The following is a 13,395-nucleotide window of genomic DNA, read 5'->3' on the forward strand; positions in this document are numbered from 1 at the left end:
CGTCCAAAACGAGCCCAGCAAAGCTGCCGGCACCGTAGGCACGCCTGTCCAGCGTAACGGAAAGCTGCGCCGCGCGAAGAGTCCACATGCAATCCGGAACCGAGAAGCTGATGAGCACTCAGGTCTTCGCACGCGGTGGCCACGCGGTCCGCGTGACGCTGCACGATGATGCCGCAGGGCTTGCCTTCATGACCCCGACACCGGACGTGCGCGCCGCGTTCGATCGGGTTGTGCTGGCGATGCTCGCCCATCGGGTCGAACTGCCGGGCTTGCTGCAGGATCTCCTGCGCGCGGATCCCGACTGCGTCATGGGCCACGCCGTCGCGGGGCTGCAGCAAATGCTGCTGGCTCGGTCGGAGGCGCGGCAGGTGTCCGGCGGTCACCTTGCGGCGGCACGTGAGGCCATGCGGCGGCGCGGCGCCACGAGCCGCGAACGGCACTTCGTCTCCGCCCTCGCCGCGTGGCAGGAGTGCGGCGAGATGGAGGTGGCGGCGGACCGGCTGGAGTCACAGCTCGCTGCCGTACCGCTGGACGCCGCGGCGCTGAAGCTTTCGCATGCGATCCGCTTCATGCTGGGCGACGCCGCAGCGATGCGATTGGCCATCGAGCGCGCGTTGCCGGCATGGCGCGGGGAGCATCGCGCCGCCTTTCCGTTCGTCCTGGGCTGCCACGCCTTCGCGCTGGAGGAGACCGGCGACCATCCCGCCGCCGAGCGCATCGGCCGCGAGGCCGTGGAGCGCGATCCCGCCGATGTCTGGGGCGCGCACGCCGTTGCGCATGTCCTCGAAACGGACGGCCGTGCGCGTGACGGGCTGCGCTGGCTCGCTGCGGCGGAGCGGCACCGGGCAGAAATCGGCGGCTTTGCGCGCCACCTGTCCTGGCATGCCGCACTGTGCCACCTCCACCTCGGCGATGGCGACGCCGCCTTGGCGCTCTATGACCGATGCATCCGCGACGAGCCCAGCGAGGAGTATCGCGACGTCGCCAATGCCGCCTCGCTTCTCTGGCGCCTGGAGGCGCAGCGCGTGCCCGTCGGGGCAGCGCGCTGGGATGAATTGGCCGACATCGCGGAACGCCGGATCGGCGACCACAGCCTGGCCTTTGCCGACCTCCATCACGTGCTCAGCCTGGCCGCTACCGGCCGAAAGTGCGCCCTGGAAGCGTTCCTGGCCGGCATGCGGGGGCGAGCCCTACGCGACGTGGACAGCCAGGCCCGGGTAATCGCGAGCGTCGGCTTGCTGGTCGCGCAGGCCGTCGCTGCTGCGCTAGGCGACGACCCAGGCGAGGCGACTGACCTTCTGCAGGCGCTCGGGGCGGGCCTGCAGCGGCTTGGCGGGAGCCACGCCCAGCGTGATCTCCTGGCCCGGATCGGGCTGGATGCCGCGCTGGCGGCGCGCGATCTCGACGCGGCGGAAGCCCAGTTCGACGAGCGCCTGGCGTTGCGACGCGCCGGAGCCTGGGAAACGGCCTGTTCACGCCGCCTGGAATCCCTGCGGCAATCCGGCCGGCCGCCTTCCCGCGGCCGGGCAATGGGCTTGTCGGATATCATCATGGTTGCCAGGGTCTGACGGGACGGTCACGTGTCCGCCGTCGCTTTAGCCGCAATCCTACCGTTCTTTTCCTTTTCCTCGGGCCGTCGCGGCGCTACGCAGGCCAGGCAGAGAAGGCTTGGCATGGCCGGGGGCGGTGGCCCCCATACCGGCGTCGTGGAGGGCCCGATGACGGACGACGCGGCGCTGGTTGCGCGCTTGCGGGCCGGTGAGGAGGCCGCCTTCGCCGAGCTCGTCCGCGCACAGCACGGCCGGCTGCTGCGCCTCGTGCGCGGCTTCTGCCGCGGCAGCCGGGCCACGGCGGAGGAGGTCGTGCAGGAGGTCTGGGTGGCGGTGCTGACCGGCCTCGACCGCTACACCGGAGAGGCGCCGCTTGGCGCATGGATGGCGGGCATCGCCGTCAACAAGGCGCGCACCCGCACCGCGCGCGACGGGCGCATGCTGCTCTTCTCGGATTTCGCGCAATCGGAAATGGACGGCGAAAGCGGGTCCGGCCTCGATCCCGACCGCTTCCGCGCCGATGACCATTGGAACGCGCCGATATCCGATTGGGACGAGGGCACGCCCGAGCGGGCGGCGGGCGATCGTGAGATGCTGGAGCATCTCGCCGCCGCGCTCGAGACACTGCCGCCAGCGCAGCGCACCGTCGTGACCCTGCGGGACATCGAGGGTCTTGACGGGCCCGAGGTGTGCCGGATCCTGGGCGTGACCGAGGGCAATATGCGCGTGCTGCTGCACCGTGCGCGAACCAGGCTGCGGGCGGCGCTGGAAGCTGCCATGCACCCGGCGTATGTCACGCAGAGGCAATCCGGCGGACTCAACAACGGGGCTGCCGCACCCAAGGGCGGCGGCGTCTCCTGAGCCAGCCGGACGAGGACGCGATGTGGAACTGCAAGGACGTCACTGAACGCGCGAGCGACGAGGCGGAAGGCCGCTTGACGCTGCGCGAGCGCGTGGCGCTGCAGGCGCATCTCGCGGTCTGCGTGCACTGCCGGCGCTATCTCCGGCAATTTGCCCGCACGATGGGGCTGCTGCGCAGCCTGCCGAACGACGCCAACGACGCCGAGGGCGAACGCCAGGCCGTCGCGCTGTTCCGCAGCCTGCATCGAAAACCGTAGCGCAGACCTTTGCGTCACCCCGCCGGGTTCGCTTGCGCCCATCGAGCCCTTCTGCGTGCGGCCCTTCTGCATGCGTGGATGACGTGTGCGACGCGCCATGCGTGGGCATAGAGATCCGGCATCGCCGCGATATGGCATCGGCATTTCCGATCGGCGCTTCGGGTCGCGATCCTGCCCGTGCCGCGCCATTCCCGGCGCGGGCAGCGAAGAAGGATCCAACAACATGTCCAGGATGGCCAGGCTTCTCCAGGTCACGCGTCCCGCGGCGATCGCCCTGCTGGCGACGACAGGCTTCGCCGCCTTGCCCGCAACCGCGCGCGCGGGTGAATGTCCGGCGGACCGCGTCGTCGCCGACAGCAACCGCGCTGTCGAGACGCAGCCCCGCGGCGTGACCGACGATGTCCTCGCGAGCGTCGATCTCGCGAAGGAGCCGGCCGCGGTGCAGAACCGCTTGCTGCGCCTGCGCCGCCTTGTCGTGCAGCCCGGCGGCGTCGTTCCCTGGCACAGCCACGGCATGCGCCCCGCCATCATCTACATCGTCGAGGGCGAGATCACGGAATACGCCAGCACCTGTGCCGTGCCGATTGACCACCGCGCCGGCGAGGCGACGGTGGAGCGCAACCCGACGCAGCACTGGTGGCGCAACAACGGCAGCCGTCCCGCCGTGCTGCTGTCCGCCGACTTCTTCCCCGTCGCGGACGACCCGCACATGATGTGAGGGTCGGCGGGCCACGCCCGCCACGATTCCGCCGGCCGCGCGCTTGCGACGCGGCCGGCGGTGTAACGCCCGGGGCTCGCGGCGCGAAGACGTCCTGACAGGACATCGGAGGCCGCGCCATGGAACTGCACGAGATCCGCTATGCCCTGGCAGTCGGGGAAACCCGCAACTTCACCCGCGCTGCGGAGCGCTGCCACGTCACCCAGCCCGCGCTGACCCGAGCGATCCAGAAGATCGAGGCCGAGCTCGGCGGCCTGCTCTTCTCGCGCGAACGCGGCAACGTGCATCCGACCGAACTCGGCCGTCTGCTGCTGCCGCACTTCGCCGAGGTGATGGAGCGCACCCGCACGGCGCGTGAGGCGGCACTGCGCTTCCTCAGCCTCGATGACGCGCCGCTGCGCATCGGCGTGATGTGCACTATCGGGCCGATGCGCTTTGTCGGCTTCCTTTCGTGCTTCCGTGCCGCCCATCCCGGCGTCGAGCTGGCCCTGACGGAAGGAACGCCCGCACGCCTCACGCAGACGCTGCTCGCCGGCGAGCTCGACGTCGCGATCCTCGCCTCGCCAGACGGCTTCGACGATCCGCTGCGCGCCGAGCCGCTCTACGCCGAGCGCTTCGGCATTGCCTGCGGCGCGATGCATCCCTTTGCGCGGCGCAACCAGGTCGCCATGCGTGAGCTCGACGGCGAGTTCTACCTGCAGCGGGTCAACTGCGAGTACCGCGACACGCTGCGCGAGGCGCTGGAGGCGAGCGGCGCGCGCATCGAGCGCTGCTGCCGCAGCGAACGCGACGACTGGATCCAAACCATGGTGGCTGCCGGCATGGGCGTCTGCTTCCTGCCGGAATTCGCCGCGACCTGCCCGGGCGTCCTGCTGCGCCGCGTGGTGGATCCCGAGGTGGTGAGGGAGGTGTGCGTGGTGACGGTGCGCGGCCGTCGCTGGTCGCCGCCGCTCGCCTCCTTCGTCGAGGCCGTCCGCCGCCACCCCTGGCGCGCGGCGGAGGAGGGCGGCGCGACGCTGCCGGCGCCGCATCGCCACGATGCCATGGCGGCATGAAACGCCGCGGCGCCCTGCGACGAATTCCACCCGCGACCCAACCTCGGCAAGGAAAGCCCAAATGCTCACCGACACCCTTCCCCGCGCCACCGCCAGCCGCGCCCTCACCGGCAGGGTGGCGCTCGTCACGGGCTCGACCAGCGGGATCGGGCTCGGCATCGCACGGGCGCTCGCCGCCGGTGGCGCGGCCGTGGTGCTGAACGGCTTCGGCAGGCCCGAGGATGTGGCGGAGGCGGAGGCGGCCATCGCCGCCGATTTCGGCGTTCCCGTCTCCTTCTCGCCGGCGGACATGTCCGACCCCGCCGCGATCGAGGCGATGATCGAGGGAACGCTCGACCGCTACGGGCGCCTCGACATCCTCGTCAACAATGCCGGCATCCAGCATGTCGCGCCGGTCACGGAGTTCCCGCCGGCGAAGTGGGACCAGATCCTGGCGATCAACCTGAGCTCCGCCTTCCACACCATCCGGCACGCCGTGCCCGCGATGCGCGCCGGCGGCTTCGGGCGGATCGTCAACATCGCCTCGGCGCATGGCCTCGTGGCCTCGCCCTACAAGTCGGCCTACGTGGCCGCGAAGCACGGCGTGATCGGCCTGACGAAGGCCGTCGCGCTGGAGGTGGCGGAGGAGCCGATCACCTGCAACGCGGTCTGCCCCGGCTATGTCGCGACGCCGCTAGTCGAGAAGCAGATCGACCAGCAGGCCGCCGCGCACGGCATCTCGCGTGAGCGGGTGGTGCGCGAGGTCCTGCTCGCGCAGCAGCCGAACAAGCGTTTCGCTTCAGTCGAGGAGATCGGCGCGCTGGTCATGTTCCTGGCCGGCGAGGCCGCGTCCTCCATCACCGGCGCGGCGCTGGCCGTCGATGGTGGCTGGACGGCGCACTGAGCCGGGGCAGCGGGAGGGACAGGGCGATGGACACGCATGCCATGACGACGCCGCGGCCGGTGCTGGACCACGCGAGCCTCGGCCAGATCGCGCTGGTGCTGCAGGGCGGCGGCGCACTCGGCGCCTACCAGGCCGGCGTCTACCAGGCGCTCGACGAGGCGGGGATCGAGCCGGACTGGGTGATCGGCACCTCGATCGGCGCGATCAACGCGGCGATCATCGCGGGCAACCGCCCCGGCCAGCGCCTGCCGCGGCTGCGCGAGTTCTGGGCGCGCATGACGCACGCGCCGCTCACGCAGTTGTTCGCCGAGGCGCCGGTCTTCGGTCCGGCGGCGGCCAACGCCATGACGATCCTTGGGGGGCTGCCGAGCTTCTTCACGCCGAATCCGTGGGCGTTCCTGGGCATGGGGCTCACGCCGGAGACCGCGGGCTACTACAGCACCGCCCCGCTCGAGGCGACGCTGAAGCAGGTCATCGACCCCGACATCCTCGGATCCTGCGCGACGCGGCTGACGGTCGGCGCCGCCAATGTGCGCACGGCCGAGATGCGCTACTTCGACAGCCGCGACACGCCGCTGACCATCCGTCACGTCATGGCCTCCGGTGCGCTTCCGCCGGCCTTCCCCGCGGTCCGCATCGAGGGCGACCTCTATTGGGATGGCGGCATCCTCTCCAACACGCCGGTCGAGTGCGTCTTCGACGACAACCCGCGTCGCAACGGGCTGGTGTTCACTGTCAACATCTGGCAGCCCGACGGCCCGGAGCCGGCGGACATGGCCGCGGTGATGAGCCGGCAAAAGGACCTTCAGTATGCCAGCCGCGCGAACGCCCAGGTTCTGCGACAGAAGCAACTGCATCGCCTGCGCCACATCGTCGCTGAACTCGCGGCCCGGCTGCCCGACGACGTGCGGGCCGATCCCGAGGTGCGGCATCTCGCAGCCTATGGTTGCCTGACGCGCATGCATGTGGTGCGGCTGCTTGCACCCATGCTGCCCGGCGAGGACCACACCAAGGACATCGACTTCAGCGCCCGAGGTATCCGCACGCGCTGGGAAGCCGGCCACGCCGACACCTTGCGCGTGCTGGAGCAGCAGCCATGGACCCACCAGTTCGATCCGCTGGAGGGCTTCATCCTGCACGAGACCGAGGCGGGCCACATCGTGAGCGAGGGCTGAGCGATGGAACCCACGCACCGCATCGCGATCGTCGGCGGCGGCTTCGCCGGCGCGGCCATCGCGCGGCGCCTGCTCGGCCGGCTGCCGCCGGGCTGGGAGGTGATGCTGCTCAGCGAGGAGAGCACGACCACCTACAACCCGCTGCTGCCCGAAGTGGTCGGCGCCGCCATATTCCCCGAGCATGTCGTCGCGCCGCTGCGTCAGGTCGTTGACGTGCGGCGCGGCGGGCGCTTCGTGATGGGACGTGTGACGCGCGCGGACCTCGCCGGGCGCGTGCTGACTTGCGAGACGCTCGCGGGCGAGCAGCGCTTCGCCTATGACCACCTCGTGCTCGCCGTCGGCACGCGCGCGCGGCTCGACCTCATCCCGGGCATGGCGGAGCACGCGGTTCCGCTGAAGACGGTCGGCGACGCGCTGCACATCCGCAACCTCGTGCTCCGGCGCATCGCGCGCATCGAGCTCGAGACCGAACCGGCGCGGCGCCGGCAGCTCGGCCATTTCGTCGTGATCGGCGGCGGCTTCTCCGGCGTCGAGGTGGCGGGGGCGCTGAGCGATTGCCTCAAAGGGATCGCGCGCTACTACCCGGGCGCGGCGCCGGACGAGATGAAGGTCACGCTGCTGCAGGACCTGCCGCGCCTGCTGCCGGAGCTGCCGGAACGGCTCGGCGCGGCCGCGCTCGGGATGCTGCGGCATGGCGGCGTGGAGGTCCAGCTCGGCGCCGCCGCGGCGCGGATCGGGCCAGAGGGCGTGACGCTGAAACGCGGCGAGACGCTCGCCGCCGACACGGTCGTCGCGACGATTGGCACGCGTCCGAACGCGCTTCTCGCGACGCTCGGCCTGGTGTCGGAACGCGGGCGGGTCTGCGTCGAGCCGGCCTTGCGCGTGCGGGGCCATGACGACGTCTGGGCCTGCGGCGACTGCGCCCTCGTGCCGAATGCGCATGACGGTAGCACCTCTCCGCCGACCGCGCAGTTCGCGGTGCGCCAGGCGCGGCAGCTCGCCGACAACCTGCTTGCTGTCGTGCGCGGCGCCGCGCCGAGGCCCTTCGCCTACCGCCCGCGCGGCATGCTGGCCGCGGTCGGCCACCTTAATGGCGTCGCCGCGCTGACGGGACTTTCGCTGCGCGGCCTGCCGGCCTGGCTTCTCTGGCGCGCCTACTACCTCTCGCAGATGCCGACCTTCGGCCGGAAGCTGCGCATCTTCGTGGAATGGAGCTGGGGCATGCTGTTCCCGCCGGACATCACCCATATCCGCTTCGCCCGCAGCATCGAGCAGGAACCGCTGCCGGTCGGCGAGCCGGAGCGGAGCCGCGCGGCGTGAGGCGCCGATGTGGACCATGCCCGGCCAGCTGGCGCTTGCCGTCGCGCTGATCTGCGCGGCGGTAATGGGCTTCGCGATCCAGCGCGGCGCGACCTGCGCCGTGGTCGCGGTCGAGGAGGTGCTGGCGGAGCGCCGCGCGACCCGTCTCGCCGCGATGACAGAGGCATCGCTATGGGTCGCGGGCGGGCTCGTCATCGCCAACGCAATCGGCCTCGCCGCCGTGATGCCGCCGGGCTTCGAGCTCGGCGCTCGGACGATGGTGGGCGGGATCCTGCTCGGCCTCGGCGCCTTCGTGAACGGGGCCTGCGCCTTCGGCTCGATCGCGCGCCTCGGGCGCGGCGAGTGGGTCTATGTTGCCACGCCGCTCGGTTTCTTCCTGGGCTGCCTGAGCTTCGGACCGCTGATCGGCGCGTCGCCCTCGCCGATGCGGACCGTCTCCCCGGTGCTGCTGGCGCCGGCCTGGGCCGCGTTGCCGGTGACGGCGCTCTTCGCATGGCGCCTCTTCCGGCCCGCCCTGGCGATCCGCCGTGCCGGCGGCTGGGGTCGCGAGTTCCTCGCGAGCTCGTGGTCGCCCCATGCGGCGACCGTGGTGATTGGCATTGCCTTCGTCATCATGCTCATCGGCGTCGGCGCCTGGAGCTACACCGAGGCGCTCGGCGACCTCGCTCGCGGCGCGGCACCGGGCCTTCCGCTGCGCGGGCTGCTCCTGCTGGCGCTTTTGGCGGGTGCCGTGCTGGGAGGGTGGAGCGCGGGTCAGCTCGGCCATCGCCGGGTAACGGCCGCTCAGTTGTTCCGCTGTCTGGCCGGCGGCGCGATCATGGCCTGGGGTGGCCTTCTCGTGCCTGGCGCAAACGACGGGCTAATCCTGCTCGCCATGCCGCTCCTCGCGCCCTATGCCTGGGTAGCCTTTGCCGCGATGTGCGCTGCGATCGCGACAATGCACCTGCTGGCGCGTCGGTACGCCGCGGTGTCCGCCTGAGGAGGCTTTGTCAGCGCAAAAACTCACTCTGAGAGTCTGCTGTCCGCCGAGCTTGTGATGGGGCGGACGCCTCCCCCCCGACGGCCGCTGTGCCAGGAGGTGGCGCCCGCTTCGCGGCGCCAGCCTATTGAGCGCGGCGCGGCGGCCAGAAAAAATTGTTCAGCGAGTCGATGCAATGTCGAAGCCCAGTTCCACCGCAACCTGCTCGAAGTCGCTGACCAGCACCTCGACGCGCGCGGTCCAGTGGCTAGGTACCGCCAGTTCCGTCCCCTTGTAGCTGCACCGGCCGGGCGTCTCGGCGCGCATTCGGCGCCGCAGCCCCGCGACGCCCGCCTCGGTTTGCGACAGTTCCAGCCAGACTTCCCTCGCGGTGAGCGGCTTGCCGTTCCGCGGCTTCACCTCCAGCGTAAGACGATTGCTGCCGGCCCGGGCCGGCGTGACTTCCAGAACAAGATCAAGACCGCTGGCATTCGCGGCGACGGCCACGCTGTGCGCCGCAGCAAGCGCCTGCCTCGCGCGACGGGCGGCATTGCCCACAGTCGGGGCGGCGCGCGGCGCGGTGAGGCCGAGCACCGCGGTCGCGCCGAGAACAAGGGCTGCGACCCCGACCTCGGCGCGAATGCTGCGCGACAAGACTGGCGCGCCGTTACGAACTAGCGCCGCGGTCAGGTAGAGGTGGTTCAGCATCGCGAGCAGAAATAGGAGCGCGGGCCCGCTGGCCTTCGCGAGGACAAGCTGGCCGTAGACCGTGGCGACCAGCGCCTTCCAACCCGCTGCGTTAGGATCATCACATGCGGTCCCTCGACCATCCAGTCGTTGGACGCAGTCGGCGTGGTGGCGAAGGGATCAGTGTTGCTCGCCCCGCCCGTGGCGCTGTCGCCCGCCATCATGTAGGCGAAGCCGAGGCGTGTTGGGCTAAAAGGCTCGCGCTTGGCCCAAGCCTGGATCCAGCCCATCCAGACCTCGTCCACACACATCGGGCCGGCGAGGCCGGGCGGCGCCGGCAGGCAGGTGAACCCGGCCCGCGTGAGGCATGTGTCCGGCCGGAGAACATCTGTGCCGAAGGAGAAACCCTGCCGCCTCGGTACCTGCCAAGCCGCTGTCGAGCGGCGCGCCGAGTCGCTGGAAACGGTGCGATGCCGAATGTTGGTGCTCGGCGAGCGCCGACGCGGCGACAGGCTGCGGGCTGGGCAAGGAGATCTGCGCCTCCGCGCCGCCCATTGGGGCGCGGTAGTTGTGTGTGGTGGAGGCGTTCCAGCGGTCGTGGGTGGTAGCGCCGCCTGCCGTCCCTGACATGCGTGGCAGCCCGGCGCGAGCACTTGCGCCCCTGCCTCCAGCAATGCTCCTAATGCGCTATCACGCACTATAACCCGGACACATTCGGGGAGGCGGGTTGGACGAACAGCCGCATGCCCAAAGCGACGCGCCGGTAACGCAGGCTTCGGTAGCCACGATCGCCGCTCTGCGGGCGTCGAGGAGCTGGGACGGCCGGGAGGTCCGCTTTGACTGACTTCTGTGCATAAGGTTGCGGCACGACGCAGGAGGATTGGGCGCATGGTCCGTCTGCTACTGGCCGCGTTGCTGCTGCTTCCCGGCCCGGCGCGCGCCGACGACCTCACGGTCGGGTTCAGCGCGGCCATCACCTCCCTCGATCCGCACTTCCACACGCTCGGCTCCAACAACGCGATTAACCGGCATGTCTTCGACCGGCTGATTCATGCCGACGAGGCGCTGCGGCTGCAGCCGGGGCTGGCGGTCGCCTGGCGCGCGACCGGCCCGCTGGAGTGGGAAGTCTCGCTGCGGCCGAATGTCCGCTTCCACGACGGTACGCCCTTCACCGCCGCCGACGTTGCCGCCAGCCTGCGGCGGGCGCCGAGCGTGCCAGGCAGTCCTGGCTCGTTCGGCGTCTACCTCTCCGCGGTGGCAGGCGTGACGGTGGTGGATCCGCTCACCATCCGCATCGCGACGCGCCAGCCGGCGCCGAGCCTGCCGAACGACCTGACGCAGATCGCGGTCATCTCCGCCGCCCGCGCGGAGGCGTCGACCGCCGACTACAACGCCGGCCCCGCGGCGATCGGCACGGGGCCCTTCCGCTTCACCGGCTACGCGCCCGGGGACCGCGTCACCTTCCGCCGCAACCCCGACCATTGGGGCGGCGCCGCCGCATGGGACGTCGTGACGTTCCGCTTCATCCCCAACCCCACGGCCCTGGTGGCCGCGCTGCTGGCGGGCGACGTGCAGCTCATCGACGGCGTCAGCCCGGTGCATTTCGAGCGGCTGCGCCGGGCGCCGGGCGTCGCGCTTTTCACCGGCCCGACGCCACGCGTGATCTATCTCGGCATGGATCAGGCGCGCGATGCCTCGCCGGGTGTCGCGGATGCGCAGGGCCGGCCCGTCGAGCGCAATCCGCTGCGCGACCGCCGCGTACGCGAGGCGCTGTCGCTGGCGCTGAATCGCGCGCAGATCGTCGAGCGGGTGATGGACGGCGCCGCGACCGCGGCCGGGCAGATCTCGCCACCCGGCTATTTCGGCGCCAGTGACCGACTCGGCCCCGCGCCGCACGACCCCGCGCGCGCCCGCGCCCTGCTCGCCGAGGCGGGCTGGCCGGACGGCTTTCGCCTGACCCTGCTCGGCCCCAACGACCGCTACGTGAACGACGAGCGGGTGATGCAGGCGGTGGCGCAGATGTTCGGCCGCATCGGCATCGCCACGACGCTCGAGGCGGTTCCCTTCTCGGTCGCCGCGACCCGCATCGCGCGGCGCGAGGCGAGCCTCTGGATGGGCGGCTGGGGCGGTTCCTCGGGCGAGATGTCGGCCAATCTCCGCGCCCTCGTCGCGACCGTGGACCCGGCTTCCGGCATGGGCGCGCAGAATCGCGGCCTCTACTCCAGCCTCCAGGTCGACGCGCTGCTGGCCGAGGCGCTCCGCACCTTCGACGACACGCGGCGCGCGGCGCTGCTGGCCGAGGCGACCGAGGCCGCGATAGCGGACCACGCGCTGATCCCGCTGCACTTCGAATCCTACACCTGGGCAACGCGTGGCGGCATCGTCTACGTGCCGCGCTTCGACCAGCTCACCCTGGCAATGTCGGCGCGCCGGCCATGAGGCGGGCGGAAGCGGCGCTGGACTGGCTGGTCGCGCAGTCCGAAGGCACGCCCTTCGGCGGGCTGGTGCTGCATCGCGGCCAGGTGGCGGCAGAGCGGCTCGCACACGGCTTCACCGCGGAGACGCGCTTCGAGATCGGCAGCATCCGCAAGTCCATCAACAGCGCGCTGATCGGCCGCGCCCTCGCGCGCGGGACGCTGACGCCGGGGCTGAACGCCGCCGAGGCGTGGCCGGACCTGGTGGCGATCAGCGGCGATCCGCGCGACCGCGCCATCACTCTCGCCATGCTGGCGACCGGCACCTCCGGCTGGCTGGCGCCGGAAGGGCCCGGCGAGCGGTTCCGCTACAACAACGCTGCCTTCACCGCCGCCGAACGGGTGGTCGCCCGCGCGCATGGCTGGGCCGGGGACAGCATCCTGGCCGAGACCCGGACGGCGCTGGTGGAGCCGCTCGGCCTGTCGTCATGGCACCTCTACCACTTCGACCGTCCCTTCGATCCGGCGCGGTTCGAGGACCCGGGGCCGAAGCTCGCCGTTGATTCCAACCTCCTGGATTTGGCGCGCTGGGGCCTGCTCTGGGCCGAGGGCGGCGGCGACCTGATCCCGGCGGAGCATGTCGTGCGGGCGACGCGGCCTGCGAATCCGGAGCTTGATGCCTGCTATGGCTGGAACTGGTACTCGAACGCCGAGGCCGCGGCCTGGCCCGCGGCGGCGCGCGACGCGTTCGGTCATGGCGGCACCGCGACCTTCCCGGACAGTGGGACTGCCATCCGCACGTTTCTCTGGTGCTGTCCAAGCCTCTCTCTCGTCGCCGCCATCGTCGCCATTGCTGACGTCGGCATCGGGCGCGATCGCTTGGTGGAACCCAATGGAATCCGCGCCGGCTTCACGGCGCGGCTCTGCGCTGGAGAATGAGCCAATGGGCGACGGAAATACTTCGCCGCCCCGATAGTCTCTGGTAGCAAGCGCGGAGGGTCTTGGACCAGCCCGCGCATTGGTGCTGGCGTTCACGCCTACTGCTGTCGGACCACGGCACTTAGGTGCTCGGCCGATTGAAGTTCATCGCCCGGAACGGGCAATCTCAGAGGACGAAGTTCGCGCTCGCCGCAGCGGCCTCGCCCGGCTGGTGGCCGTCCTGAACGCACAATGACGACCGTTTGTCTGCCATCCCGCACCGCGCCGGAAGGCCTTCTCGGGGGCCGGGCCGTTATATCGTCCCTCGGACACTGCTACGCGGACCGGCAGGCCGTGGTGAACCGGAACAGGAGTGAAGGCGATGCCGAACTACAGGATCGGCTATTTCGTCGGCAGCCTGGCGAAGGGATCCATCAATCGAAGGCTCGCGATGGCCCTGGTGCGCCTCGCCCCCGCCGAACTCGAGATGGCGGAGATCCCCTTCGGCGAACTGCCGCTCTACAGCTACGACTACGACGCCGATTTTCCGAAGGTCGCCAAGGATTTCAAGGCCGCGATCGCCAAAGTGGACGGCGTGC

13 protein-coding genes are annotated in these 13,395 nt (G+C 70.9%); 12 read left to right on the forward strand and 1 reads right to left on the reverse strand.

The genetic code is table 11. The annotated features are described in order from the left end of the window. Positions 1-110: 110 nt before the first annotated feature. From ACLF3M_RS27340 to ACLF3M_RS27380, 9 genes are all read left to right on the forward strand, one after another. Positions 111-1,568, forward strand: a complete 1,458-nt coding sequence (locus ACLF3M_RS27340; RefSeq protein ID WP_430660168.1) for a tetratricopeptide repeat protein — start codon at positions 111-113, stop codon at positions 1,566-1,568. Between the two features lie 150 nt (positions 1,569-1,718). Next, entirely contained in the window at positions 1,719-2,411 is a 693-nt protein-coding gene (locus ACLF3M_RS27345) for an RNA polymerase sigma factor (RefSeq protein WP_430660169.1), read from the forward strand. Between the two features lie 20 nt (positions 2,412-2,431). Further along, complete coding sequence (locus tag ACLF3M_RS27350; protein ID WP_430660170.1) at positions 2,432-2,668, forward strand: anti-sigma factor family protein; 237 nt, start codon at positions 2,432-2,434, stop codon at positions 2,666-2,668. A 232-nt stretch (positions 2,669-2,900) separates the two neighbouring features. Further along, positions 2,901-3,386, forward strand: coding sequence for a cupin domain-containing protein (locus ACLF3M_RS27355; protein WP_430660171.1), 486 nt, complete (start codon positions 2,901-2,903; stop codon positions 3,384-3,386). A gap of 119 nt (positions 3,387-3,505) precedes the next feature. After that, the gene (locus ACLF3M_RS27360; protein ID WP_430660172.1) at positions 3,506-4,441 is read left to right on the forward strand and encodes a LysR family transcriptional regulator; all 936 of its coding nucleotides are present in this window, start codon (positions 3,506-3,508) and stop codon (positions 4,439-4,441) included. Positions 4,442-4,502: 61 nt separating this feature from the next. Next, positions 4,503-5,324 (forward strand): 3-hydroxybutyrate dehydrogenase, encoded by an 822-nt coding sequence (locus ACLF3M_RS27365; RefSeq protein WP_430660173.1) that lies wholly within the window; start codon positions 4,503-4,505, stop codon positions 5,322-5,324. 26 nt (positions 5,325-5,350) lie between these two features. Further along, positions 5,351-6,499 carry a patatin-like phospholipase family protein gene (locus ACLF3M_RS27370; protein ID WP_430660174.1) on the forward strand — a complete coding sequence of 383 codons (1,149 nt, stop codon included), beginning with the start codon at positions 5,351-5,353 and terminating at the stop codon, positions 6,497-6,499. Between the two features lie 3 nt (positions 6,500-6,502). After that, positions 6,503-7,819, forward strand: coding sequence for an NAD(P)/FAD-dependent oxidoreductase (locus tag ACLF3M_RS27375; RefSeq protein WP_430660175.1), 1,317 nt, complete (start codon positions 6,503-6,505; stop codon positions 7,817-7,819). Positions 7,820-7,826: 7 nt separating this feature from the next. Next, entirely contained in the window at positions 7,827-8,798 is a 972-nt protein-coding gene (locus ACLF3M_RS27380) for a YeeE/YedE thiosulfate transporter family protein (RefSeq protein ID WP_430660176.1), read from the forward strand. A gap of 159 nt (positions 8,799-8,957) precedes the next feature. Here ACLF3M_RS27380 and ACLF3M_RS27385 read toward each other — a convergent pair whose 3' ends face one another. Further along, complete coding sequence (locus ACLF3M_RS27385) at positions 8,958-9,611, reverse strand: CopD family protein (protein WP_430660182.1); 654 nt, start codon at positions 9,609-9,611, stop codon at positions 8,958-8,960. A gap of 741 nt (positions 9,612-10,352) precedes the next feature. Between ACLF3M_RS27385 and ACLF3M_RS27390 the strand changes: the two genes are divergently transcribed. The 3 genes from ACLF3M_RS27390 to ACLF3M_RS27400 form a co-directional block, all read left to right on the forward strand. Then, positions 10,353-11,903, forward strand: a complete 1,551-nt coding sequence (locus tag ACLF3M_RS27390; RefSeq protein WP_430660177.1) for an ABC transporter substrate-binding protein — start codon at positions 10,353-10,355, stop codon at positions 11,901-11,903. Beyond that, positions 11,900-12,817: a serine hydrolase domain-containing protein gene (locus ACLF3M_RS27395; RefSeq protein WP_430660178.1), complete on the forward strand. Its 918-nt coding sequence runs from the start codon at positions 11,900-11,902 to the stop codon at positions 12,815-12,817. Before ACLF3M_RS27390 ends, ACLF3M_RS27395 begins: the two co-directional genes overlap by 4 nt. Before the next feature lie 361 nt (positions 12,818-13,178). Further along, positions 13,179-13,395, forward strand: a 217-nt coding sequence (locus ACLF3M_RS27400; protein WP_430660179.1) for an NADPH-dependent FMN reductase, incomplete at its 3' end; no start/stop codon positions are given.

Source organism: Falsiroseomonas sp. HW251 (assembly GCF_050563545.1).
Classification (GTDB): domain Bacteria; phylum Pseudomonadota; class Alphaproteobacteria; order Acetobacterales; family Acetobacteraceae; genus Falsiroseomonas.